This window comes from Pectobacterium carotovorum (genome assembly GCF_900129615.1).
Classification (GTDB): Bacteria; Pseudomonadota; Gammaproteobacteria; order Enterobacterales; family Enterobacteriaceae; genus Pectobacterium; species Pectobacterium carotovorum.
This window is the reverse complement of record NZ_FQWI01000002.1, coordinates 454,410-479,587: the sequence shown is the minus strand read 5'-3', so window position 1 is coordinate 479,587 and position 25,178 is coordinate 454,410. Positions and strand designations below refer to the sequence as shown.

The following is a 25,178-nucleotide window of genomic DNA, read 5'->3' as shown; positions in this document are numbered from 1 at the left end:
TTGGTTTGTTACGCCAGTCGTCAGCGAGATGCCCTTCACATCCTCATCGCAACCTTTTTCCATTTTCTAACGATTATTTTAACAATATCACAATTCTTAAACGTTTAAGTTGATAACTTAAACGTTTAAGCTCTTACTGATATCCACTATTCATCATTTGGTCGTCGTAATTTGGAGCCTTCCTCATGAAGCGTGATATTGTTCAATTAACCAGCGCGCAGTGCGATGTCATCGTACGCTGCGCCCCGGCAGCAGAAATTCTCTACTGGGGGCCACGGCTGCGCGGTTTTTCGCCAGAAGATATCGTTTCTCTGCAACGCCCCGTCGCTAATGGTCGTCTGGATATGGATCTTCCTCTGACGCTGGCGATGGAATACGGGCGTGGTCAGTTCGGTTCTCCGGGTATTGAGGGGCACCGTTCAGGCTATGACGCCGCGCCGATCTTCACGACGACGCAGACTGACGTTCAGGACAATATGCTCACCATCACGGCGGAAGATGCACAGGCAGGACTGCGACTGATCAGCGAACTGCATCTGGATCCGCAGACCGACGTCCTGCAACTGCGCCACACGCTAGAGAATCTGCGTGCGGATGCCTGGCAAGTGCAGCGCCTCGCCGTCACGCTGCCCGTCCCAGAACGGACGAGCGACGTCATGGCGTTTCACGGCCGCTGGCTGCGTGAGTTTCAGACTCACCGCCTCACGTTGCAGCACGGCGGTTTTATTCAGGAAAGCCGTCGGGGAAGAAGTTCCCACGAGTATTTCCCCGCCTTTATCCTCGGCGAGTCCGCATTCAGCGAACAGCGTGGCGCTGTCTGGGGCGTGCATTTAGGCTGGAGCGGCAACCACCGCCTACGTGCCGATATCAAAACGGATGGCCGTCGCGTCGTACAGGCGGAAGCCCTGTACCTGCCAGGTGAAATCACGCTGGCACAGTCGGAATCCCTCACCACGCCGTGGGTCTACGCCGCCTTCTCCGATGCCGGTTTAAACGGCATGAGCCAGCGCTATCACACCTTCTTGCGCCAGTCCCTGATCCAATTCAGCGGCGATAAGCCGCGCCCGGTACACCTCAATACGTGGGAAGGGATCTATTTCGATCATGACCCCGAGTACATCATGCAGATGGCGAGCAAAGCCGCCGACGTCGGCGTAGAACGCTTTATTATCGACGACGGCTGGTTCCGTGGGCGTCACCACGACCAAGCCGCGCTCGGCGACTGGTATCTGGACGAGGAAAAGTACCCTAACGGGCTGATGCCCGTGATTGAGCATGTCAAAGCCTTGGGGATGGAGTTCGGCATTTGGGTCGAACCAGAGATGATCAATCCCGATTCCGACCTGTTCCGCGCCCATCCAGACTGGGTGCTGCAATTAACCGGCTACGCGCAGCCAACGGGCCGCTACCAGTACGTACTGAATTTAAACCAGCCCGAGGCCTTCGCTTATCTGCTGGAGCGGCTGAGCTGGCTGTTGGGTGAGCACCCTATCGATTATGTGAAGTGGGATATGAACCGCGAGCTAGTGCAGCCCGGCCATGAGGGGCGTCTGGCCGCCGATGCGCAAACCCGACAGTTCTATCGTCTGCTCGATACCCTGCGCCAGCGTTTTCCCCATGTTGAATTTGAATCCTGTGCCTCCGGCGGCGGCCGCATCGACTACGGCGTGCTGGAGCGTACCCAGCGTTTCTGGGTGTCGGATAACAACGACGCATTGGAACGCCAGACTATCCAGCGCGGCATGAGCTACTTCTTCCCGCCGGAGGTAATGGGGCAACACATCGGGCACGCTCGCTGCCACGCCACCTATCGGCGTCACACCATCGCCTTTCGCGGGCTGACCGCCCTGTTCGGCCACATGGGCATCGAGCTGGATCCCGTGAAGGCTGACGACGACGAGCTGGAAGGCTATCGCCATTACATCCAACTGCACAAAACGCTGCGCCCGCTGCTGCACAGCGGCACCACCTGGCGGGTCGAGATGCCGGACGATACGGTTCAAGTCACCGGCGTAGTGAGCCACAATCAGCAACACGCCGTTTTCCAGGTAGCTCAGCTACGTATGCCAGATTATTCGCTGGCGGGGACGCTCCGCATTCCTGGCCTTCAGCCCGACGCACGCTACGAAGTCACACTGCTAGACGGCCCAGAAATCAAAACGGTGCGAGAAGGCGGCGGCACCATGCGTGAGCTCCCGCCTTGGTTACGTCAGCCGATCGTGGTTTCCGGTGATTGGCTGATGCAGGCCGGCCTTGCCCTGCCCGTCCTGACGCCGGAAACCGCCATTCTGGTCGCACTTTCCGCGGTACCGGATACCGCCAGCAGCTAGCTTTTTTGCTGTATAGCAATCATGGAACACCAACACATAACCACACACCTATACCCTAAATAATTCGAGTTGCAGGCAGGCGGCAAGAGAAGGCATCCCGATGAGCTTACTCAAGTAAGTGATTCGGGTGACAAATCTGCCGGGAGCAGATTTGAACGCTGCTCGCAGCGGCCCCGACGGGGCGAGGCTCATGGATGAGCCGAGTAACGAGCGCAGCCAACACACCTGCAACTTGAAGTATGACGGGTATACCCTCTAGAGGGAAAGTAAGATGCCTACAACCTCGTGCTACTACAAAAATAACCGTAACTTCTGGATTTTCGGCGCGTTCTTCTTTCTTTATTTCTTTATCATGGCAACGTGCTTCCCGTTTTTGCCGATTTGGCTAGCGGACGTTATCGGGCTCAACAAGACCGATACCGGCATCGTCTTTTCCTTCCTGTCGTTGTTCGCGATCCTGTTTCAGCCTTTCCTCGGCATCCTGTCCGATAAGCTGGGCATGAAGAAGCACCTGCTATGGGTGATCTCGATTCTCTTGCTCTTTTTTGCCCCTTTCTTTCTGTATGTCTTCGCTCCGCTATTAAAAATCAACGTGATACTGGGGGCTTTAGTCGGTGGCCTGTATATCGGATTCTCTTTCAGCGCGGGAGCCGGAGCCATTGAAGCCTACATCGAACGCATCAGCCGACAGCACCATTTTGAGTACGGCAAGGCGCGTATGTTTGGCTGTTTTGGCTGGGGAATCTGCGCCTCAACGGCGGGCATGCTGTTTAACATCAACCCCGATATCGTGTTCTGGATGGGATCCGGTTCGGCGATTATCTTGATCGTGTTGCTGTGTCTGGCGAAGACGGAAAGCAACCCGACCGCCGCTGTCATGGACTCGCTCGGGGCTAACGCCTCACCTTTTAGTGTGAAGCTGGCATTAGGCCTGCTGGCCAACCGTCAGTTCTGGCTGCTGGTGCTGTACGTGGTCGGCGTCGCCTGCATTTATGACGTCTACGATCAGCAATTCGCTAATTTCTTTAAATCGTTCTTTAGCTCGCAGGAACAAGGCAACCAGATCTTTGGCTTTGTCACCACCGCCGGGGAAGCGGCGAATGCGCTGGTGATGTTCTGCACGCCGTGGATCATTAACCGGATCGGCGCTAAAAATGCGCTTTTAGTAGCAGGCACGATTATGTCGATCCGGATCTTGGGATCGGCCTGTGCCACGTCCGTCACGGAGGTGATCATACTGAAAATGCTGCACGCCTTCGAAGTACCGCTGCTGCTTATTGGGATTTTCAAATACATCGCCAATACGTTTGATTCGCGCCTGTCGGCCACGATTTATCTGGTGGGCTTCCAGTTCGCCAAGCAGTTTATGGCGATATTCCTCTCCTCCGCTGCGGGCAATCTGTATGACCGTATCGGCTTCAACCAGACTTACCTTATTCTGGGCGGCATCGCGCTTACCTTCACTGCGATTTCTGCCTTTACGCTGTCATCATCACGTAGCTCGGCGGGGATGCGTTCCCAGGCTGCGCATTAACGTGATCCCGCCCCGCTGAGTCAATATCAACGGGGCGGGACTTCCTTATTTCACGTCTCGCAATGCCGTTTTATCCACGTAAGGCTTCATGATGCCATCTGCTTCTTTTTGTGCGGCAGCGGCAGCATCATCAACCTTTTTCGCCGGATCGTTTAGCAGCGCCGCCAGCTGATTTTCCATCGCTTTGCGTACCGCAACCGTTTCATAGGTGGCGTACCACGGATGGGCATATTGCAGCTGTGAAAGCGCGATGGCCGCACGCGGATCTTTCGCCAGATAGTCCTTCATTTCCGGCAGGTCGTAGGCCGCCATGCGCGGTGCGAAATAGCCGGTAAAACGGCTCCAGTTGCCGCTGACTTCCGGGCTAACCAGATAGTTCATAAACTGCCAAGCTGCTTTCTTCTGATCTTCAGAAATCCCTTTGAAGCTCACCAGACTCGCCCCGCCGATGGTCACGCCACGGCGCTCTTTTTCCGGCATCATCGCCACGCCAAGCTGGAAATCTTTGGTGTTTTCACGCATAAAGCCCAGCGCGCCGGTGCTCAGCATCGTCATGCCCAGCTTGCCGGAGAAAAACGCGGCGCTGATCTGCTTAGAATTCAGCACGCCAGCGGGCATCACTTTGTCGCGGTACACTAAATCGCGCCAGAACTGGAGCGCGCCTTTGGTCGATGCGGTGTTGTAATACACTTCGCCCGGATAGTCGGCATTGTAATACGCCCCACCGTTGGCCCGCGTCAGCGCAGACAGCATCCAGCCGCCGTAGTCGTCATTCGTGGACGGAATCATGATGCCCCACTGTCCTTTCGCCGGGTCAGTCAGTTTCTTCGCGACCGCAATCACTTCATCCCAGTTTTTCGGCGGTTCGTTAAAGCCCGCCTTCTTCAGCATGTCTTCGTTGTAATAGAGGATCGGCGTCGAGTTGTGGAACGGGATCGCGTAAGTCACGCCCATCACCTGCGCGTTCTGATGCAGCGCAGGCCAGAAGTTTTTAGTCAGGAAAGGCGTGGCTTTTTCATTACCGTATTTGAACAGCTCGCCCATCGGCAGAATTTCATCTTTGATGACCAGATCGGCGGTGAAGTTTGCCGACATAATTACCAGCGCCGGAGGATCGCCCGCTTTGGCTGCCGCTTCTGCTTTTACTTTGGTCGTATCGTAATTGCCGGTGAAGATCCCACGCACTTCAACCTGATCCTGCGATTGGTTGTACTCTTTGATGATGCGTGTCATTTCCATCGTCAGCTTGCCATCAACTGGCGCGGGAAACATGAAATCGATACTCTCTTTCGCCAACGCGGGGCCGGACATCAGCAAGGCTATCGCCAACGCCATCATACGGGGCTTACGCATTTCTTTTCTCCTGGGATAAATTACGGGCGGTTTGCCCGGAAAACCAATGACAATCCAGCGGTGAAAAATGAAGCACAATGGATGCGCCGACATCCGGCACGCCATCGCGATTTGGCCGACGGTAGCGAATATTTCCCAACGGCGTATCCACATGAATCAGATACTCCGCGCCAAACAGCTCCCGTTGTTTCACTATTCCCGACAATGACAACTCGCCGTCTGACGCGGCGTGTTCGGTAATGTGCTCAGGGCGGATCCCGAGCAGCACACTCGTTAATGAACGCGTTTCTTCACTGACGGGCAGCGCCACAGGCAATGCCTGTAACAACGCGTGACCATCGGTGCAGGACAACGTCACGAGATTCATCGCGGGCGTGCCGATAAATCCGGCGACAAAGACGTTAGCTGGGTGCGAATACAACTGCTCCGGCGTGCCGACCTGTTGCAGTACGCCGCGATCCAGCACAGCGATTCTGTCCGCCATCGTCATCGCCTCAATCTGATCGTGCGTGACGTAAACGGTGGTGGTTTTCAACTGCCGATGCAGATCCATAATGCCGTCCCGCACATCGCTACGCAGGCGTGCATCCAGATTCGACAGCGGTTCATCCATCAAAAACAAGCGTGGATCGCGCACGATCGCCCGCGCCATCGCCACGCGTTGACGCTGACCACCGGACAGTTTTCCCGGTTTACGTTTGAGTAATGGCTCAAGCTGGAGCAGGCTGGCAACGCGCTGCACGCGCTGTGGATAGTCCGCCTTCGGCTCGCCGCGCATCCGCATCCCGAAAGTGATGTTCTGCTCGACCGTCAGGTGCGGAAACAGTGCGTAGTTCTGGAAGATCATCGAGAAATTGCGCTGCTTCGGGCTCCACGTCGTAATGTCATCGTCGCCCAGCAGGATCTGCCCATCGCTCACGTCTTCCAGACCGGCCAGCATACGCAGCAGCGTACTTTTGCCGCAGCCAGACGGCCCAACCAGCACCAGAAACTCACCGTCAGCGATATCCAGCGACAGCGATGCCAGCGCCTGCATGTGCTCGAAGCGTTTACTGATATTGCGTAACTGAATCACGGCCATTACGCATCCACCGGACAGCTGATACGCGGATCGTAAAGGTAAGGCCCAGGATACGACGCAATCGACTGGCTGTAGCTCACCAGCCCGGTGACTGGCACATAGCGGTGCATGACTACGCTGGCGGGTTCCAGGTTGTAGTACGAGGTGTCGTCATAGTAGAAATACGGCACCTGATGGACGGTACCCGGCACCGTGGCAATAATCGCCTGCCGATGTTGCGTCATAATCAGGCGGTGCGTATGGCCGCAGAAGATCCGCGTAAGCTGCGGGAAACGTTCGATCAGCGTCAGCAGTTCGTGTCCGTTTTCACAGGCGATCCGATCCATGTGCGCCGATCCCAGCGGGAGCGGTGGATGGTGCATGAAGACCGCCGTTTCGCGCGTTGAGTGATCCTGCAATTGCTGTTCCAGCCAACCCAGCGTGGACGGCGTCAGCCAACCTTTCGCCTGTCCAGCCAGACTGGTGTCGATAAACAGCAGACGCATCGGGAAGTCATCCACCGCATAGCGGATGTTTTCTGGATCATCGCCCAATTGCGGGCAAAGCGGGCGCATCGCGTTGAGGAAATGCTGCTTGTCATCATGATTGCCCGGAATCACGTACATCGGGTAATCCAGCATCTGCAACACGCGCTGTGCCACCTGATACTCCTGCGGGCTTCCGCAGTTGACGATGTCGCCACTAATCACCACCGCGTCCGGCCGTTCGCTCAGCGCGTTTAGCTGGTTAATGACCTTGGCGTTTTCTCCGTTAATATCAATAAATTCATAGAGCTTGCGACCCTCACTGCGAAAATGCAGATCGGAAATCTGTGCCAGCAACATAATAACCACCTCTATCGTTATTTCGCCCGTTGGCGATTCACTTAATGCCCGAGAAACCGAAGCTGCTCAGGAACTGCTTCTGGAACACCACAAAGGCCACCATCAGCGGCAGGCACACCAGCAACGTGCCTGCGCAGATTAATCCCCACTGCCCGCCGGACTCTGCGCCCATAGCAAACGACACCAGCCCGATGGTCAGCACCTGTTTGTCCGGGTCGTTGAGCACCATCAGCGGCCAAAGATATTCGTTCCAGTGGTAGGTAATGCTGACCGTGGCGAAGGCCAGAATCGACGGCCAGGTCATCGGAATCAGGACGTGAAACACCACTTGCCACCAGCGACAGCCTTCCATCAACGCGGCTTCTTCAATCTCTTTGGCGATATTGAGAAACGCCTGACGCATCAAAAACACGCCAAACGCCGAGGCGAAATACGGCATCATCACGCCGGTCAGCGTATTGAGCAGGCCAAGCTGTTTGAGCGTCATCATGTTCGGCACCATCATGACGACGGGCATGATCATCATCTGAATCAGCAGCAGGTAGAACAGCAGCGTTTTGCCGCGAAATTCGTGATAGGCAAAGATGTAGCCCGCCGTGGTGATCGTCACCAGTTGAACCAGAAACGTGCCGACCGCAAAGATCAGCGTATTGGTGTAAAGCCGTAACCAGTCGGCGCTGTCCCACGCATCGCGGAAGTTATCGAATGTCAGCGGGAGACGCGGCAACAACGAGGCCATGTCTACGCCAAAGCTGCTGGTGCTGACGGAAGCAGACAGCATCCAGATAAACGGGCTGACCCACAGTAGCGCGGCGCAAATCAGCAGCAGCGGCAGTGTGAACCGCGTCGTGACGCGCAGCGGATGGCGATTGGCAACGCGGCGGTTTGCAACATGCCGAACGTTAACGTTTAAGTTCTCAACATTCGGGTGATCAACGCTCGGATTTTCAACGTTCATAGTGCGCCCCTTTCTCCAGCACTTTCAGATTCATAATGGAAAAGGCGAACAGCATCGCCAGCGTCAGGAAGGTCGCCGCAGAGGCTTTACCCAGATCGTGCGTGTCATTCGCCAGATCCTGGATGTAATAGAGCAGCACGGTTGTCGCGTTATTCGGCCCGCCGCGCGTCATCACGGCAACGTGGTCGATCTGGGTAATGGCGTAGATAAAAGCGATGGTGACCACAAAGGCGATGGTTGGCCGCAGCAGCGGCAACGTGACGTAGAAAAACACCTGACGCCGTGAAGCCCCTTCCATCAGCGCCGCCTCGCGTGCGGAGGCAGAAACGGCTTGCAGACCGGCGAGAAAAAACAGCATGTAGTAGCCAGCAAATTTCCAGATACCAATGACGCTCACCGCCACCAGCGCGCTGTCACTCATACCGAGATAGTTGTTGTTCATCGGGCCAAACACTTTCGCCAGATAGTAATCCAGCAGCCCCAGCCCCGGCATAAAGATGAACAACCACAGCGTCGCGGCGCTCACCAGCGGAATAATCATCGGAAAGAAGAAAGCAGTACGCAGCCAGCGGTTAACGCGCGTGTTTTCCCACAGCAGCACCGCCAGCAGCAGCGCCAACAGGACGCCGGGCACCACCGTCATCAGGATATACAGCACGTTGTTCAGCAACGCCTGCCAGAACACCGCGTCCTGCACCAGACGCACAAAATTATCCATCCCGACGAACAGCGGCGTATCAGCATTCAACCGAGTGTCATACAGGCTATCGATGACCGAACGCAACAGGGGGAAATAAGTGAAGGCAAGCAAAAAAACCAGCGTTGGCAACAGCACAAGATAGGGAAAGCATTTTGCACGCATAACTCAAAGGCCGCTCAGTGTGAAACACAGAGGCCTTACCCTAGAACGCTAGCGTGTCAGTGGGGCGTCAGTTTAATGACAGTTTGTTTTCGGAAGTAAATAATTCGCGGGCTAAGCTGGAGAAACGGCCAGTTAGGAAAATTGAATTACCCTTGATTCTCTATATCATTTTTCAAATCAATCAATGAACGAAAGCTGAAAACCCGTTTGGTGTACCCCCAGATAATTGATATCAAACGAAATAGCTAATAAATATAGTCCTTAATTACATCAATACATCCACAGTCACCATTCGCAAATATTTAATAGTAAACTATCAGAGTCCGATTAATTTTAGATGGCAGATTTAATAGAGTGGGGATAACCTTTAAAACGTAAGAATGAATTTTTTTCATTTGCCATGCAAATCACAATAATGTATTAGTATATCTATTCATATCAATTACATGGACAGTTATATATGGATAATTTTATTAAATCCTGCGAAAAAGCCCCTCGTATTAATACAATGGCTAACTTCTTTTCCAACACGGCTTCAGGTGAAGGTAACAAACCATACAAGGATGTAAAGCCAGATACCAGGCTATTTTGTAGTAAAGAAATCGAACACTTTAGCCAGCAACTTATTAATAATAGTGGCTCATTCGTAAAACATTACTTCGCAAGCATTCCCTATAGTCTGGAAGAAGAGTGCCGACTGGGAAACGCAATTATTAATTTCTCTAGAGAGAATTCAGAAAAAATTAATGTTTACTGTCTTGGAATGGCTGAAGGTGCAATGGCGAGAACGATCAGCCAGGAATCTGGCGAAATGATAACCACATTAACAACCAGCCCCACAGCCGCCAATGAATCATCTTTCTATAAAAACCACACACCTAAAAATGCATATTTTATTTGCACCCCCTTTTTTATGGTAGATAAAAAATTAACCGAAGATAAAAAATATAAAGTATTCAATGACGGATTTGATATTATCATAGAAGACACTACTTTCCAGATGTATTCCCCAGATAGAGATGCTCAGATAAAATTCACTATCAAATTATTAAAGAAAGATGGTCTTTTTATTTTTACGGAAAAATTTAAGTGTGATAAGGATGAATATCTTGCGAGGGAAATACAGAAAGATATGTCATTTAAACGAAGATTTTTTACAGAAGAGCAACTCGACAGTAAACGTAATGATGTTCTTCGTGTTATGTCGACTAATGAAGTGACTATTGAAGAGATGAAGGAAACACTAGATAAATATTTTAAATATAAGGCCATATACTGGAACTCTGGTAATTTCTATTCTATTGTAGCATCTTCATCAGAAAGTAAAATAAAACAGTTCCTATCCTTATTTTCTAAACCATGCATACCATCAGAATATGTATATTGTGATTTACCAAAGTATCTTTGATGGTATATAGATGATGAATCACCATACTTTATTCATTTTTTGCATTATTACATTAACTCAAACTTTTTCGATTGGCCCTGCTGTAGCACTTTTACTCACTAATTACTTTAACAATGGTCTTAAGTCATCTTTATCACTAAGCATTGCATTTAGGTGTGGAGAAGTCGTCACATTACTTACCGCATTTTTAATTACATCATTAATTCACTCATCTGTGATTTTGTTTAATTTTATGAAATTAGCCGGGGGAGCATACCTTATATTTCTTGGCATCAAAGGACTAATAAAACTGATAAGAAAAAGTAATAATACCAAAGAAACCCACATCACAGACACTAAAATTGGATTCTTATCAGCATTTCTAGTTCCACTAATAAACCCAAAGGCATTAGTGTTTTTCACAAGTTTCATTCCCTCTTTCATTTCTATAAACGCTGAATTTAGCTATGGCAGCCAGTTTTTCATTCTCAGCACTATCTTTGTCTTTCTCTCTTTTATCTCTGACATAATGTTTTTATCAATCGCTTCAATCGCTAAAAAAATATCTGGAAGCAAACTCCCTTACATCATCAATTTAATTAGCTCTATTTTTCTTGTGGGGACAGGTTTATTTTTTGTTTTAGATACCATATCAATTTAAGTAAAAAATAATTATAGAGAAGGACTCACAATCTCATGGAATATATCGACACATTATCGAAGAATAGCTCCTGATATCACACATATTATCTGAATTCGCGAGCCAGTACCCTACGAGCCACAAAGCAACCAATGCTATAATTTGAACACCATATCTATACAGCGCATCCCACTCCCAGTAAGAGTGGATTGATATAAACTTTCCTGCTGAAACAGGAAACCATGCTTTTGATAGAAAGAGTGAGCATTAGGGGTTGAGGATAATGTTAATTGCTCATAACCACGTTCGCGTGCTTCATTCTTTATAGCGTCAAGAATCATTCCTGCCAGCCCTCTCCCAACATACTCAGGCAAGGTAAAAATAGCCTCAACACTGCGGCAAGAAATATCGAGAAAGCCTGTAGCAACCGGTCTGTTATCTAAACCCACAACAACAAAGAAAGGGTTAGTAGCAATAGCTCGCCTGTATCCCTCCGGCATGGATTCTGGTGTCCAGGCTGCAATAATTGTCGCTTCATAGCTGCTCTTGCATCCATGGCGGATAGCCTGATTCCTGATCTCCCAACACTCTTCTGCTTCATCAGGCTCTGCAAGTCTGACTTTCATTTTTTCTCCATTTTGGGCTATCCCTACCCATTCCTTATGCCTAACTGATTAGGTGATACAAGGCGGTATCTGAAAACTATCGTTAATTCGATGACTCAGTGTCCGCCTATCACTGGCAGTAACAATCTAAACGATCGCGATTAATTACGCATAGTCGCTCATCGGCACACATGAGCAGAACAGGTTACGGTCGCCGTAAACGTCGTCCAGACGCTTCACGCTCGGCCAGTATTTATGTTCGCTGCCTGCCGGGAATACCGCCAGCTCGCGGCTGTATGGATGCGCCCAGTCGGCTACCAACTCCGCCTGCGTGTGCGGTGCGTTCACCAACGGGTTGTCATCCAGCGGCCATTCGCCCTGCGCAACGCGGTTGATTTCAGCACGGATCGCCAGCATCGCGTCAACAAAGCGATCGATCTCTACCTGACTTTCCGATTCCGTTGGCTCCACCATCAGCGTGCCCGCTACCGGGAATGACATGGTCGGCGCATGGAAACCGTAGTCGATCAGACGCTTGGCGATATCCATCTCGCTGATGCCCGTACTCTCTTTGAGCGGACGAATATCCAGAATGCACTCGTGCGCCACACGACCGTCACGGCCGGTGTAGAGCACCGGATACGCCTGCTGCAAGCGCGTCGCGATGTAGTTGGCGTTCAGGATCGCCATCTGGCTAGCCTGTTTTAGCCCTTCCGCGCCCATCATGCGGATGTACATCCAGCTAATCGGCAGAATAGACGCGCTGCCGAACGGTGCCGCAGAGACCGCGCCTTGCTCCGTCAGCACACCCTCGATTTTTACCACCTGATGACCCGGTACAAACGGTGCCAGATGCGCTTTCACGCCAATCGGCCCCATGCCCGGTCCGCCACCGCCATGCGGAATACAGAAAGTTTTATGCAGGTTCAGGTGCGAGACGTCTGCGCCGATATAGCCCGGCGTCGTGATACCAACCTGCGCATTCATGTTCGCACCGTCCAGATACACCTGACCGCCGTATTGATGCACGATCTGGCACACTTCGCGGATCGTCTCTTCATAGACGCCGTGAGTGGATGGATAGGTCACCATGATGCAGGAAAGCTGTTCGCCCGCCGCTTGCGCTTTCTCACGCAGATCGTGCAGATCGATATTGCCCTGCTTGTCACAGGCGACCACCACCACGTCCATCCCCGCCATCTGCGCTGATGCTGGGTTAGTACCGTGGGCGGAGCTAGGAATCAGGCAGAGATTACGGCCAGCTTCATTGCGGCTTTCATGATAGCGACGTATCGCCAGCAGCCCCGCGTATTCACCCTGCGCGCCCGAATTGGGCTGCATGCAAATCGCATCATAGCCAGTCAGTTGCACCAGCCAGCCTGAGAGCTGTTCGATCATCTGGCGATAGCCCAGCGCCTGTTCCGGCGGGCAGAATGGATGCAGCTCGGCAAATTCCGGCCAGGTAATCGGCAGCATTTCCGCCGCCGCGTTGAGCTTCATGGTGCAGGAACCGAGTGGGATCATCGCCTGATTCAGTGCCAGATCTTTACGTGCCAGACGGTGCAGGTAGCGCATCATCTCGGTTTCGCTGTGATAGCGGTTGAACACCGGATGCGACAGGATCGCGTCGTGGCGTGCCAGTCCAGCCGGGATCGTTGCCGCTTTCTGGCCAATGCTCTCATCAAGCGCGTCGATATCCAACCCGTGCTCGTCGCCTAACAGCACGGCAAACAGCGCCAGCACGTCTTCACGCGTGGTTGCTTCATCCAGCGTAATGCCTACCGCACTCGCCAAATCACTGCGCAGGTTGATGCCAAAACTTAATGCCCGGCTCAGTACCGCATCTTTGTCCGCGACTTCAATGGTCAACGTATCGAACCAGCTGCGATGACGCAGCAGCAGACCGCCCTGCGTTAATCCTGCCGCCAGAATATCGGTCAGACGATGGATGCGCCCTGCGATACGCTTCAGTCCTTCCGGCCCGTGGAATACCGCATACATCCCCGCAATGTTGGCCAGCAACACCTGCGAGGTACAAATATTAGAGTTCGCCTTCTCACGGCGAATGTGCTGCTCGCGCGTCTGCATCGCCATGCGCAGCGCAGTGTTGCCCGCCGCATCGCGCGACACGCCGATAATACGACCCGGCATGGCACGTTTATGTTCATCACGACAGGCGAAGAACGCCGCGTGTGGCCCGCCGTAGCCCATCGGCACGCCAAAGCGCTGTGCAGAGCCGAAGACGATATCCGCGCCCTGCTTGCCCGGCGCGGTCAGCAGTACCAGCGTCATGATGTCCGATGCCACGCAGGTGACGACCTTACGTGCTTTCAGTGCCGCCATCAGGTTGCTGTAATCGTGCAGTTCACCCGTCGTCCCCGCCTGTTGCAGCAACACGCCAAACACAGCATCGTCTTTCAGCGCTTCTTCCGCCTTACCGACAACAATGTCAAAACCGAAAGTTTCCGCACGAGTACGCACCACGTCCAGCGTTTGCGGGTGCACGTCGTCAGCGACAAAGAAACGTTCGGCCTGTTTGAGTTTGCTAATGCGCTTCGCCATCGCCATTGCTTCCGCCGCAGCGGTTGCTTCATCCAGCAGCGATGCGGAGGCCAAATCCAAACCGGTTAAATCCTGTGTGACCTGCTGGAAATTCAGCAGCGCCTCAAGACGCCCCTGAGAGACTTCCGGCTGATACGGCGTATAGGCGGTGTACCAGCCTGGGTTTTCCAGCAGGTTGCGTAAAATCACTGGCGGCATCAGCACCGCGCTATAGCCCATACCGATGTAGCTTTTATAACGTTGATTGCGTCCTGCAATGGCCTTCAGCTCAGCTAACGCTTCATGTTCCGTCACCGCCTCTCCTACCGCTGGCGGGCTGGGCAATTGAATGTCCACCGGGACAATCTGGCGGATCAGCGCATCCAGCGACGTCGCGCCCACCACCGACAACATGTGCTGCTGTTGGCTAACGGAAGGACCGATATGGCGCTCGATAAATGCGCCGTCATGTTCGAGTTGACTGAGTGTCTGGGTCATTACAGTACTTTCCTTGATCAATCGTGCCTGCATTAATCGTGCTGGCTGCCGCGCTGAAATACGACGCGGGCGAACAAAATAAAACGCCCCAGATTTGACAAAATCAGGGGCGCGATAACTATTCGTCGTCTTCTATCAACGCCTGATAGCCTTCGGCATCAAGCAGTTCGTCCAAATCAGACTCATCAGAAATTCTGATACGGAACAGCCAACCATCAGCATAAGGCGCGCTGTTGACCAGCTCAGGGGAACCTTCCAGATCGTCATTAACTTCCACGATCTCACCGCTGATGGGCGCATAAATATCCGACGCCGCTTTTACCGACTCCGCCACCGCGCAGTCATCACCTGCGGCGACAACCGTGCCCACTTCCGGCAAATCGATAAAGACCATGTCACCCAGAAGTTCCTGCGCGTGTTCGGTAATGCCCACGCTGTAGATACCGTCGCCCTCATGCAGCACCCATTCGTGCGACGTGGTGTATTTTAATTCTGTTGGTACGTTGCTCATTGCATCCCCTTTCCTAAAGTCGTTAATCCTGCGCGCTTATCTTTATAAGCAAGCGGCTATTAATACTGAACGATGGTTTTTCCAGCACGGACAAAACCGGGTTTGGTCACGTGGACAGGCAGTTCGCGGTTACGAATCTGCACTATCGCTTGTTCACCAATCCCCACCGGAACACGCGCCAGCGCGATGCTCACACCAAGCGTCGGCGAGAACGATCCACTAGTGATCACCCCTTCGCGCACCACGCCATCACTATCAGTAAAGCGCACAGGTAAATCATTGCGCAATACGCCTTTTTCCGTCAGCACTAAACCAACCAGTTGATCGGTCCCTTTTTCACGCTGATGCGTTAATGCCTCACGCCCGATAAACTCGCGATCCTCCGGCTGCCAGGCGATTGTCCAGCCCATATTGGCCGCCAGTGGCGAAATGCCCTCATCCATATCCTGACCGTACAGGTTCATCCCCGCTTCCAGCCGCAGCGTATCGCGTGCACCCAGCCCACATGGCTTCACACCAACCGCCAGCAGTTGTTGCCAGAAATCGACCACCTGCTCATTCGGCAGCGCGATTTCATAACCCGCTTCACCCGTATAACCCGTCGTGGCAACGAAGAAGTCGCCCGCCTGCTTGCCAAAAAACGGCTTCATGCTGGCAACCGCTGCCACGTCGGTATCACTCAGGCCTTTTGCCTTCAGGATTTCTTGAACTTTTTCCTGCGCCTGCGGACCTTGCACCGCAACCAGCGCCAGATCGTCGCGCTCGCGGATTTCAACCCCGAACGGCGCAGCGTGCTGCCCGATCCAGGCGAGATCTTTTTCACGGGTCGCGGAGTTCACAACCAGTCGGAAATTGTCTTCCGTGAGAAAATAAACGATCAGATCGTCAATGACGCCGCCGGAGGCATTCAGCATGCCGGTATACAGGGCTTTGCCCGGCTGTGTGAGTTTGGCGACATCATTCGCCAACAGATAACGCAGGAATTCACGCGTTCTCACGCCGTGTAAATCGACGATGGTCATGTGGGAGACATCAAAAATGCCGGCTTCCCGACGCACAATATGGTGTTCGTCCAGTTGGGAGCCGTAGTGCAGTGGCATCATCCAACCATGAAAATCCACCATTTTGGCGCCATCGGCCAGATGTTGTTGATACAACGGGGTCTGCTTTGCCATTCTTCATCCCTCTTCAGCGCATGGCGTTCAGGCGATAAAACACACTACGCAAACGATATCTTATGACTGAACTTACCACCGACGCGCAGGTTAAACCACTCTCTCAGACATAAGATAAATTATATAGAAGACAAAGAAAGTCGAGCCGCCCACAAAAAACAAAGCAGCGTAATATGCTTATTAATTGACGAAATTAAGCACGTAAATTATTTAAATCAGCGTAAACCACAAATTAATGACATTAAAACTGGATAACATAGGCAATGACACCCAACTGAAAACGCCATTCGGATTAGATAATATAATGATAAAAACAAGCTTAAATTAGATTTTTTCAATCAAAAACCAACAACGACTTCCAGCTTCGCTCCCTCTCTTATGCTGCCGCCATCACGATTCTGTGAACCGTTTCTCAGGCGTCTTTACTTCAGTGCCAGCAAACAAGATGACATGGCACCTGACGGAAGGCGCTGATAGCCCATTTTTCCCACACTACTCGCAAGGAATTGCGCAGCATGTATTTTTCGCTTTATCAAAATCAAACGTGATTAGGAGATAGATGATGGCTAACAGAATGATTCTTAACGAAACGTCCTACTTTGGCACGGGCGCGATTGCACACATTGCCGATGAGGTAAGGCGGCGAGGGTTCAGGAAAGCGCTGCTGGTGACGGACAAGGATTTGGTTAAATTTGGCGTCGCGACCAAAATCACAGCGAAGCTGGACGCGGCAGGGTTACCCTACGATATCTACGATGAGGTAATTCCCAACCCCACCATCGCCGTGGTGGAAAGGGGCGTCGAGCGCTTCAAGGCATCACAGGCCGATTACCTGATCGCGATTGGCGGCGGCTCACCGCAGGATACCTGTAAGGCTATCGGAATTATTATCAATAACCCCGAATTCGCCGATGTCCGTAGCTTGGAAGGCGTTGCGGCCACCCGACGCCCTGCTGTCCCGATTATCGCGATCCCAACCACCTCCGGCACGGCCGCAGAAGTCACCATCAACTACGTCATCACTGATGAAGAAAAACGCCGCAAATTTGTGTGCGTCGATCCGCATGACATCCCGATTGTCGCCATCGTCGATCCCGATATGATGATGAGCATGCCTGCTGCACTGAAAGCCGCCACGGGGATTGACGCCCTGACGCACGCCATTGAAGGCTTCACCACCAAGGCCGCTTGGGAACTGACCGATACGCTGCACCTGAAGGCCATTGAAATAATCAGCCGCTCACTGCGCGATTCCGTCGCCGGGAAGCCAAAAGGCGTGGAAGAGATGGCGCTGGGGCAATACATCGCCGGCATGGGATTTTCGAACGTTGGGCTTGGTCTGGTGCACGGCATGGCGCACCCGCTCGGCGCGTTCTACAACACGCCGCACGGCATCGCTAACGCGATCCTGCTGCCGCATATCATGGCCTACAACGCCGATTACACGGGTGAAAAATTCCGGGATATCGCCGTGGCAATGGGGGTAAAAGGCGCGGCAGAAATGCCGATTGCTCAGGCGCGGGAAGCGGCGATTAACGCCGTGCAGCAGCTTTCTCACGATGTGGATATTCCACCAAGACTGCGCGATGTCGGCGTGAGAGAAGAGGACATTCCCGCGCTAGCACAGGCCGCCTTTGACGATGTCTGCACCAGCGGTAACCCGCGCGATACGAACATCAATGAGATCAAAGCGCTGTATCGATCTATTTATTGAGAATATCTCAACGCCACCCGCAATTCTCTGCGGGTGGCCATTCGCTATCACGGGATCTTCTCTTCAATACGTTGGATCAAGTAGGGATAAAACGGATTCGACGACAGTCGCAGCAGCGTATCCAGATCGACCACCAGCGCGGCACGTTCTCCTCTTGGGGTAATTTTCCCCAGCGGCAAGCCAAACTCGGTAGGATTCTGTGAGAAACGACCATACAGTGAATCTGAATCTGGAAACGGCAGCGCGACATGCGATAGTGAATACACGTCCGATGGATAATCCATTCCCAGCTCACGCGTCTGTTCTTGCATCGTCCCCGCTGCGACGTCAAACGCCACGGCACGCGAACTGTTCGGCGCGGCATTGGATATCACCGTTGTATCGTAATGGCGTGGGGCGGCAGGTAGCAGTTGACTGACGGCACCATTCGTCGATTCACGCAGAAGCGGGCCGAAATTAACGGTACGATTTACATCAAAGAGCACCAGCTGGCTGCCGTTAGCAGGCAACAAATTATAGAACGCCGTAATAACGGCACGCGTACTGACGGTGAAATCCATCACCGACTGGAACGTCAGCACCGGCGGCAGATTGACCAACGTGTTCGCCTGCGCTTTACGGCTTAGCTGACTCTGAAGTTCATGCGTCAACAGCCAGGATTGACGCGCACCATTTACCGGAAATGAATTGTATTTGAAGGGATTAAATTCCGGCAAAATGCCCAGCCAGGCAGATTTGGCAAAGGCTGGGAAGATAGCGGGTAACCCAGCGAGCCCCGCAAAGCGCGCATAGCTGGTAATACCGATCATTGGGGAAATAAGGATGAGCTGGTCAGGACGCACCAGCGCGGGATTATCTAAGGAATCCAGTGCGTACTTGAGCGCTAGCGCACCACCGTTGGAAAATCCGACGATATGCAGCGGCAGCCTTTGGCCCTGTTGCACCGTCAGGTGTGACGTCGCCTCACGAACAGCAAGCCTCGTCGCCGCTAGCCAATCTTCCCATTCGACATCGGTGAGCGCCCCCGGCACCGTCCCGTGTGCAGGTAAACGAATTCCGACCACGAAAAAACCACGCTGGCGATAACGCTCCGCAACATGTCGCAAGCTGTAGGGTGAGTCGGTCAGGCCGTGCAACATCACGACTGCGCCTTTCAGTTCTCCTTCCGGCGACAGTTCATAGGAACGATTCCAGTCATGCTGAAATTTCCCAGGATAAACCGGGCTACCCGAAAAATAGCGGTTAACCGGGCGCTGTTCATCCTCATCCAGTTCCTGCGTGACGTGCTGATTAACCTGCTGAAAGATGAGTGCTTCCTGCTTTACATACGCAGTCCAGTCGCTTTTATCGAGCTCCGCTGCCGACAGTTCATCCGGCACATAGGTATGCCAGGGTGCAAGCGGCGGCCCGCTTTGCGTATCATAAACACGAATAGCCAGCAGCGTCATCGCGATCACCCCAATCACAATGAGCCCACGTCTGACAATGCGCCGGGCAGATTTCATTAGCATGCTCGTTTCCCTTCCCATTACCGTGTAGCGACGCAGATGATTCTAAAGAAAATCATGCAGACACACACCGTATTATTCAGGGAAACGCGACACACTCCCGCCCGATACCGTACGGCGGGTAAGCACCTGATATATCAGATCAGCACGCTAATATTCAGATTCTCCATCAACCAATGGTTATCGGAATAATCAACGGGGATGGCAATCACCGCGGGACCGTCGACGTCCATCGCCTGACGGAGTTTGCTGACCAGCTCATCCGCAGATTCAACGGCAAACCCTTTCGCACCAAATGCTTCCGCATACGCTTTGAAGTCAATCGGCCCAAAAGACACGCCCGCCGGACGATGGTATTTGTGCCGCTGCTGGATTTCCACCATGTTGTAGCCGTTATCCACCCAGATGATATGCAGAAGATTGCTTTTCAGGCGCACCGCCGTTTCCAGCTCCATACTGGACTGCATAAACCCACCGTCGCCGGAAACAGACACCACTTTTTTGCCGGGCTGCACCAGCGATGCGGCGATTGCCCACGGTAGCGCCACGCCCATCGTCTGCTGGCCATTGGTCATTAGAATCTGTCTCGCCCGGAAGCTATACAGGTAACGCGCCAGCCAGATATGGAAACTCCCCATATCCACACACAGCGTGACATCCTCATTCACGATATCCTGCATCGCCCGCACCAGACGCAAAGGGTGGATCGCAAATCCTGCCATGTTGATAGCGCGCGTACTGAGATCGTGGCGCTGGCGCTGACGATCCCGCAACACAGACTGTGTATCAGTAGACAAGATAAACGGTTCGCTGATGCACGCATTCAGCGTGTCCACCGTCATTGCGATATTCCCAAGCAGCTCGATATCAGGACGATAAGCGCTGTCGATTTCCGCTCTCAGCACATCAATGTGGATCAGCGTCGCCTTGCCGCTGTTCCATAACACCGGATCGTACTCAATCGGGCTGTAGCCCACGGTAACGATCACATCCGCCTGTTGCAGCAGCTTATCGCCAGCCTGATTGTTGAATAATCCGACACGTCCGGCAAAGTGATCGAACTGCTGCTGATCGATCACGCCAGCAGCCTGATATGTGCTGGTCACGGGCAGTTTGCTATGGTGAAGGAAACGACGCAGTGCCTGCGCATTCTCCTGCTGGCTGGCCATTAACCCGAGCAGCAGCACCGGATTTTTAGCCTGCCGCAGCCGTTTGGCCGCTTCGGCAATGTCGCTATGCGGCGCGCCGTTTAGCAACGGTAAATGCGGACAAGCCAGCACCGGACTAATCACCGGCTCATTGACGATATCCTGCGGTAGGCTGACAAACGCCGCCCCCGGACGCCCACTCTCTGCCGCCCGGAAAGCATTCGCCAACACTTCCGATATAGCAGAAGAAGCCGTGATTTCCGCACTGAATTTACTGACTGGCTGAAACAGGCTGACGGTGTCCAAACTCTGGTGCGTCAGCTTAAGCTTATCTGCCCGCTTAACCGCCCCTCCTAGCGCAACGACCGCATCTCCCTCTGCGGTTGCCGTTGCCAATCCGGTAACAAGGTTGGAACAGCCGGGGCCGGATGTCACCAGCGTCACTCCTGCTTTCCCCGTGAGACGCCCTATCGCCGCCGCCATAAACGCGCCGTTCGCCTCATGCCGTACTGGGATCGTTTGGATCGTCGAGTCTTCCAGCTCATCAAACACACGATCAATTTTTGCGCCGGGAATCCCAAAAATATGCTTCACGCCCTGCGCTTCCAGGTGTTTTACAATCAGCTCGGCCCCGCTGCTCCAGCTTTGCTGTTCGGTGGACTTTTCCATGACATGACTCCGATGAAATGACTAGCTCTCTACTGACTGGATTACGCTGTTGAGGTTTTCTGAGGACAGGTCGGCATTGAGAAACTCCCGATCCTGAGGCAGATCGATGATCAGTTTGGCAATCACACCAAACGTCAGCGTGCCCTGCTCGACGTCGTAATTCAGAATATGACCGCCGCCCTGGCGATCGTCAGTAATGAAATGTTCGTGGTAACCCGCGACATTAATTCCCTGAGTGTAAGCTGGACTACGAAAACCAATAACGCTGCCGCTACGGTGTTCAAAATGAAATGTTGGTTGTCCCTCAACCGCTTCCTGCATCGGTTTATAAGGCCGGCACTGTCGGGGAACGGTACGTGTTTCAATGCAGCGAAAACGCCCATCAATCCGCAAAGCACAGAACAGATTGTCCGTTCCCACGATCTCATCGATCTGGCGATGTACGTCTTCACGCGAAGTCCAGCGATCAAAACGGATCGTTTCCGTCGGGCGAAAGAACGTCATGACCGCAAACGGCGTTTTCTGCTCCGGCTTCGCCGCCCGTGCGCTACCGTCGGATAACAGCTGGAAAATCTGGCTATTCAAGGCAACCAGTTCCCCGTCCAAACTATTAAATGTTCCTAATCCAAAGTCACCATGCTCCAGTAATTCAGCCATCGTTCGGCTGCCTTCATATACGCCATTTATTAGCCCACTCATTAATGAGGTTTGATAAATAACGCTGTCTGCATGCTGTCGCCGAAAATCATAGGCGTAGCTAGCAAAGGATTCTTCACAGGATTGTTCACTGACATTCGTTTTCATACTGTCCTTATCACCGCACCAATTACTTAAATAACGCTAATATTTAGATAAAGATTGACGCGTGAGAGAACAAAATTCCAATATGCAATTAAGGTCATTTCAAGATCGGAAAGATATGGAGTCACGTAAATGGAGCTACGTTATCTGCGCTATTTTGTCGCCGTTGCACAAGCTAAGCATTTCACGCGTGCGGCGGAAAATCTGGGGATGTCACAGCCGCCTCTCAGCCAGCAGATCAAGAAATTCGAGCAGGAGATCGGTACGCCGCTGTTCAAGCGACTGACGCGCGGTGTAGAAATGACGGAGGCGGGACAAGCGCTGTATGAAGATGCACGTCAGATTTTGCAGCTTACCGATTCGGCCATCGCGCGGACAAGAAGCATTGCGCGAGGTGAGAAAGGTAGCTTGAACGTAGGGTTTTCGCCGTCGGCCATGTTCCACCCGACCGTGCTTGCGCTACTGCATCGTTATTGTCAGCAGCATCCACACGTTCAGCCGCTGCCAAAGGAGGAAAATCCGGCAGCGCTCATTACTGCACTGCGAGAACGCAATATCGACATCGCCTTTCTGCGCTTACCTTGCGATCTCAGCGATGAGGTTAACGGGGAGATTTTGGCTGAAGAGCCGATGAAATTGGTGTTACCCGCAGGGCATGCGCTGAGCCATAAAGCGCAGATCTCACTTAGCGAGCTGCGTCAGGAACCACTAATTATTTTCCCGCGCGAGGTGTGTCCAGGGCTGCACGACATGATAATCCGCACTTGCTATCTGTCAGGCTATGGCCCCAGACCTAGCCCATTTGCTCCGCAGTTAACGGCCACCATCGGGATGGTCGCCGCAGGCTTCGGCATCACGCTTGTGCCGGAATCTCTCGCCTGTATTAAGGCGGATAATGTGACCTATCATGATATCGGCATGCCCGAAATCCATACACAAATTGCGGCTATCTGGCGCAAACATGAACGATCGCCTGTTATCGTGAATATGATTCACCTGATACGCCAGCATTTGAGCAGTCAGCATCCCGATTAACAAAATTAGGCAGAAAATTCTAACAATCTGCTCGTCAAAAACTAGTAATTGATATAAATTCTTATATGATATTAGTTATCATTATCATTTTTGACGGGTGGAAAAATGCTGACAGCAATGATCACAGCCTGCGGGCTATGGGGTGTGAGCTGGTGTATGGGGAAGCATCTGTCCAGCGCCTGGGGCGTGTTGCTGCCTTGTGCCATCATGCCGCTACTGGCGCTACTCAACCTGAACCTGACGCACCTGAAAGTGATTATCGCCATCGCCCTGCTGGCGACGCTTGTTATGCTGTTTCATCAACGTTTGCGCCACTATTTACTGCTGCCGTCCTGCATTGCGCTGGCTGGCGGTTTGGCGGCACTGTCCGTCACGTTTAATCTCACGACGCTGTAAATATACGTGGATGTAGATCAGTAAACGAGAAAGAGTACACAACCCAGAATGGTAAATAATCGCGAAAAAGCGGCATAGCCAGAAACGGGATAAAAGAGAATAAACAGGGAAGAAAATCAGGAAGATACAGAGGGAATCTGTGGTGCGAAGAGAGGGACTTGAACCCTCACGTCCGTAAGGACACTAACACCTGAAGCTAGCGCGTCTACCAATTCCGCCACCTTCGCACTGAGAACGTTGTTTGTCTTATACAGTAAATCTATCACGACATGGTGCGAAGAGAGGGACTTGAACCCTCACGTCCGTAAGAACACTAACACCTGAAGCTAGCGCGTCTACCAATTCCGCCACCTTCGCAACTCTGTCATGTAATAACTATGTCATGCGACACTGATTTACTGCTTCGGTTCGACAAACCAGAACCGTGTAGTGATGTTGGTGCGAAGAGAGGGACTTGAACCCTCACGTCCGTAAGAACACTAACACCTGAAGCTAGCGCGTCTACCAATTCCGCCACCTTCGCAACACTGCTTTACGCAATATCACTACGGGGGCGAATTCTAGAGGTTTTCACGTTCACGTCAATGATTATTTCCTCTGGAATGCGGGGTTTGCTGCAAAAATCATCATCTCGCTGCGGCGTGGCGCGTAAAGAGCTCATCGAGCCATTCAATGAACACACGAATCCGTGGCGCGAGAAAACGACCGGGCGCATACATCACATAAAGCGGCATCGCGGGCGGCGGCATTTCTGGCAGGATCTCAACCAGTTCCCCACTTTCCAGAAACGGGCGCAGGCCGCGACGCGGGGCCTGAATAATCCCCAATCCGGCACGCGCGCTGGCGATGTAGGCATCGGTGCCGTTAACCTGCAACACACCGGGCAGCATACGCGTAATACACTCATCGCCCGACATAAATTCCAGCGGATAACGGTATTCGGTACGCAGAGAGAAATAGCCGACCATCTGATGCCCCGACAGCTCATCAAGCGAACGCGGCACGCCGTAGCGCGCCAAATAGTCGGCCGACGCACAGGTTACCTGCGGCATTGACGGCAAATGGCGGGTCGCCAGCGTTTCATCGTCGGTCTGCCAGGCGCGCAGCACACAGTCGACGCCTTCACGCAGCACATTAATCGCCGCATCGTTGGCGCTCAGCATCAGCGTCACCTGCGGATAGCGCGCGTAGAACTCGCCCAGCGCCGGAACGACGATTTCCCTCGCCAGCGAGTGCGGCATATCCACCCGCACTTTACCAACGGGTTGCTGCTTTTGCTGCGTGAACAGCGTGTCGATCTCTTCTATTTCCGCGAGCAATTGCAGACAGCGTTCATAGTAAACGCGCCCTTCGTCGGTGATCTGCACCTGACGAGTCGTACGTTGCAGCAAACGAACTCCCAGCCGTGCTTCAAGCTGTTTGATGGTGTTACTCACCGTCGCGCGTGGCAGCGTCAGTCGCTCCGCCGCACGGCTAAAGCTGCCCAGCTCGACAATACGTACAAAAACCCGCATCGCCTGAATGTGATCCATCGCCGCCACCATTGTTGGTTATTTTTGAATAGTGTTGCATAAAAAGCGGTATTTATCTTTGTTGGATAAACAACCA

Annotated in this window: 20 protein-coding genes and 3 tRNA genes; 7 read left to right on the top strand and 16 right to left on the bottom strand. The window is 52.8% G+C overall.

All coding sequences use genetic code 11. The features are described from left to right. Positions 1 to 185: 185 nt before the first annotated feature. Together BUB06_RS06430 and BUB06_RS06425 are read left to right on the top strand one after the other, a co-directional pair. Positions 186 to 2,330 (top strand): alpha-galactosidase, encoded by a 2,145-nt coding sequence (locus BUB06_RS06430; RefSeq protein WP_039470791.1) that lies wholly within the window; start codon positions 186 to 188, stop codon positions 2,328 to 2,330. Between the two features lie 271 nt (positions 2,331 to 2,601). Beyond that, on the top strand, positions 2,602 to 3,864 hold the full coding sequence (locus BUB06_RS06425; protein ID WP_010307714.1) for an MFS transporter: 1,263 nt from the start codon (positions 2,602 to 2,604) through the stop codon (positions 3,862 to 3,864). A gap of 45 nt (positions 3,865 to 3,909) precedes the next feature. Here the strand turns inward: BUB06_RS06425 and BUB06_RS06420 are convergent, their stop codons facing one another. The 5 genes from BUB06_RS06420 to BUB06_RS06400 are packed head-to-tail and all read right to left on the bottom strand — an operon-like array spanning position 3,910 to position 8,942. Beyond that, on the bottom strand, positions 3,910 to 5,217 hold the full coding sequence (locus BUB06_RS06420; RefSeq protein ID WP_039470789.1) for an ABC transporter substrate-binding protein: 1,308 nt from the start codon (positions 5,215 to 5,217) through the stop codon (positions 3,910 to 3,912). Next, positions 5,210 to 6,298, bottom strand: a complete 1,089-nt coding sequence (locus BUB06_RS06415; RefSeq protein WP_039470787.1) for an ABC transporter ATP-binding protein — start codon at positions 6,296 to 6,298, stop codon at positions 5,210 to 5,212. Before BUB06_RS06415 ends, BUB06_RS06420 begins: the two co-directional genes overlap by 8 nt. Further along, positions 6,298 to 7,122, bottom strand: coding sequence for a phosphodiesterase (locus BUB06_RS06410; RefSeq protein WP_039470785.1), 825 nt, complete (start codon positions 7,120 to 7,122; stop codon positions 6,298 to 6,300). Before BUB06_RS06410 ends, BUB06_RS06415 begins: the two co-directional genes overlap by 1 nt. Before the next feature lie 37 nt (positions 7,123 to 7,159). Further along, the gene (locus BUB06_RS06405; protein WP_039470783.1) at positions 7,160 to 8,080 is read right to left on the bottom strand and encodes a carbohydrate ABC transporter permease; all 921 of its coding nucleotides are present in this window, start codon (positions 8,078 to 8,080) and stop codon (positions 7,160 to 7,162) included. Beyond that, positions 8,070 to 8,942 carry a carbohydrate ABC transporter permease gene (locus BUB06_RS06400; protein ID WP_039470781.1) on the bottom strand — a complete coding sequence of 291 codons (873 nt, stop codon included), beginning with the start codon at positions 8,940 to 8,942 and terminating at the stop codon, positions 8,070 to 8,072. Before BUB06_RS06400 ends, BUB06_RS06405 begins: the two co-directional genes overlap by 11 nt. A gap of 460 nt (positions 8,943 to 9,402) precedes the next feature. Here BUB06_RS06400 and BUB06_RS06395 point away from each other — a divergent pair, with 460 nt between their 5' ends. Continuing rightward, positions 9,403 to 10,350 (top strand): hypothetical protein, encoded by a 948-nt coding sequence (locus BUB06_RS06395; RefSeq protein ID WP_039470779.1) that lies wholly within the window; start codon positions 9,403 to 9,405, stop codon positions 10,348 to 10,350. A gap of 10 nt (positions 10,351 to 10,360) precedes the next feature. Further along, the gene (locus tag BUB06_RS06390) at positions 10,361 to 10,990 is read left to right on the top strand and encodes a LysE family translocator (protein ID WP_051982080.1); all 630 of its coding nucleotides are present in this window, start codon (positions 10,361 to 10,363) and stop codon (positions 10,988 to 10,990) included. Positions 10,991 to 11,124: 134 nt separating this feature from the next. Here BUB06_RS06390 and BUB06_RS06385 read toward each other — a convergent pair whose 3' ends face one another. The 4 genes from BUB06_RS06385 to gcvT all read right to left on the bottom strand — a co-directional run bounded on the left by BUB06_RS06385 (position 11,125) and on the right by gcvT (position 16,299). Next, positions 11,125 to 11,595, bottom strand: coding sequence for a GNAT family N-acetyltransferase (locus BUB06_RS06385; protein WP_039470777.1), 471 nt, complete (start codon positions 11,593 to 11,595; stop codon positions 11,125 to 11,127). Positions 11,596 to 11,739: 144 nt separating this feature from the next. Further along, on the bottom strand, positions 11,740 to 14,613 hold the full coding sequence (gene gcvP / locus BUB06_RS06380) for an aminomethyl-transferring glycine dehydrogenase (protein ID WP_039470776.1): 2,874 nt from the start codon (positions 14,611 to 14,613) through the stop codon (positions 11,740 to 11,742). A 118-nt stretch (positions 14,614 to 14,731) separates the two neighbouring features. Beyond that, a complete protein-coding gene (gcvH, locus tag BUB06_RS06375; protein ID WP_039470775.1) occupies positions 14,732 to 15,124 on the bottom strand; it encodes a glycine cleavage system protein GcvH in 393 nt (130 codons plus the stop codon). Positions 15,125 to 15,183: 59 nt separating this feature from the next. Continuing rightward, on the bottom strand, positions 15,184 to 16,299 hold the full coding sequence (gene gcvT / locus BUB06_RS06370; RefSeq protein WP_039470774.1) for a glycine cleavage system aminomethyltransferase GcvT: 1,116 nt from the start codon (positions 16,297 to 16,299) through the stop codon (positions 15,184 to 15,186). Positions 16,300 to 16,861: 562 nt separating this feature from the next. Here gcvT and fucO point away from each other — a divergent pair. Continuing rightward, entirely contained in the window at positions 16,862 to 18,013 is a 1,152-nt protein-coding gene (fucO, locus tag BUB06_RS06365; RefSeq protein WP_039470773.1) for a lactaldehyde reductase, read from the top strand. A gap of 47 nt (positions 18,014 to 18,060) precedes the next feature. Here the strand turns inward: fucO and BUB06_RS06360 are convergent, their stop codons facing one another. From BUB06_RS06360 to budA, 3 genes are all read right to left on the bottom strand, one after another. Next, positions 18,061 to 19,524 carry an alpha/beta hydrolase gene (locus BUB06_RS06360; protein WP_039470772.1) on the bottom strand — a complete coding sequence of 488 codons (1,464 nt, stop codon included), beginning with the start codon at positions 19,522 to 19,524 and terminating at the stop codon, positions 18,061 to 18,063. Positions 19,525 to 19,658: 134 nt separating this feature from the next. After that, entirely contained in the window at positions 19,659 to 21,338 is a 1,680-nt protein-coding gene (gene alsS / locus BUB06_RS06355) for an acetolactate synthase AlsS (RefSeq protein WP_039470771.1), read from the bottom strand. 21 nt (positions 21,339 to 21,359) lie between these two features. Beyond that, positions 21,360 to 22,142, bottom strand: a complete 783-nt coding sequence (gene budA / locus BUB06_RS06350; RefSeq protein ID WP_039470770.1) for an acetolactate decarboxylase — start codon at positions 22,140 to 22,142, stop codon at positions 21,360 to 21,362. Positions 22,143 to 22,271: 129 nt separating this feature from the next. Here budA and BUB06_RS06345 point away from each other — a divergent pair, with 129 nt between their 5' ends. After that, on the top strand, positions 22,272 to 23,174 hold the full coding sequence (locus BUB06_RS06345; protein ID WP_039470769.1) for a LysR family transcriptional regulator: 903 nt from the start codon (positions 22,272 to 22,274) through the stop codon (positions 23,172 to 23,174). Between the two features lie 105 nt (positions 23,175 to 23,279). Beyond that, positions 23,280 to 23,570: a DUF1435 domain-containing protein gene (locus tag BUB06_RS06340; protein WP_029369019.1), complete on the top strand. Its 291-nt coding sequence runs from the start codon at positions 23,280 to 23,282 to the stop codon at positions 23,568 to 23,570. A gap of 140 nt (positions 23,571 to 23,710) precedes the next feature. Here BUB06_RS06340 and BUB06_RS06335 read toward each other — a convergent pair. From BUB06_RS06335 to BUB06_RS06320, 4 genes are all read right to left on the bottom strand, one after another. Continuing rightward, positions 23,711 to 23,797: transfer RNA gene (locus tag BUB06_RS06335), tRNA-Leu, on the bottom strand. Between the two features lie 43 nt (positions 23,798 to 23,840). Further along, positions 23,841 to 23,927 (bottom strand) — tRNA-Leu (locus tag BUB06_RS06330). A 79-nt stretch (positions 23,928 to 24,006) separates the two neighbouring features. Next, a tRNA-Leu gene (locus BUB06_RS06325) sits at positions 24,007 to 24,093 on the bottom strand. 103 nt (positions 24,094 to 24,196) lie between these two features. After that, complete coding sequence (locus BUB06_RS06320; protein ID WP_039470768.1) at positions 24,197 to 25,102, bottom strand: LysR family transcriptional regulator; 906 nt, start codon at positions 25,100 to 25,102, stop codon at positions 24,197 to 24,199. Positions 25,103 to 25,178: the final 76 nt, after the last annotated feature.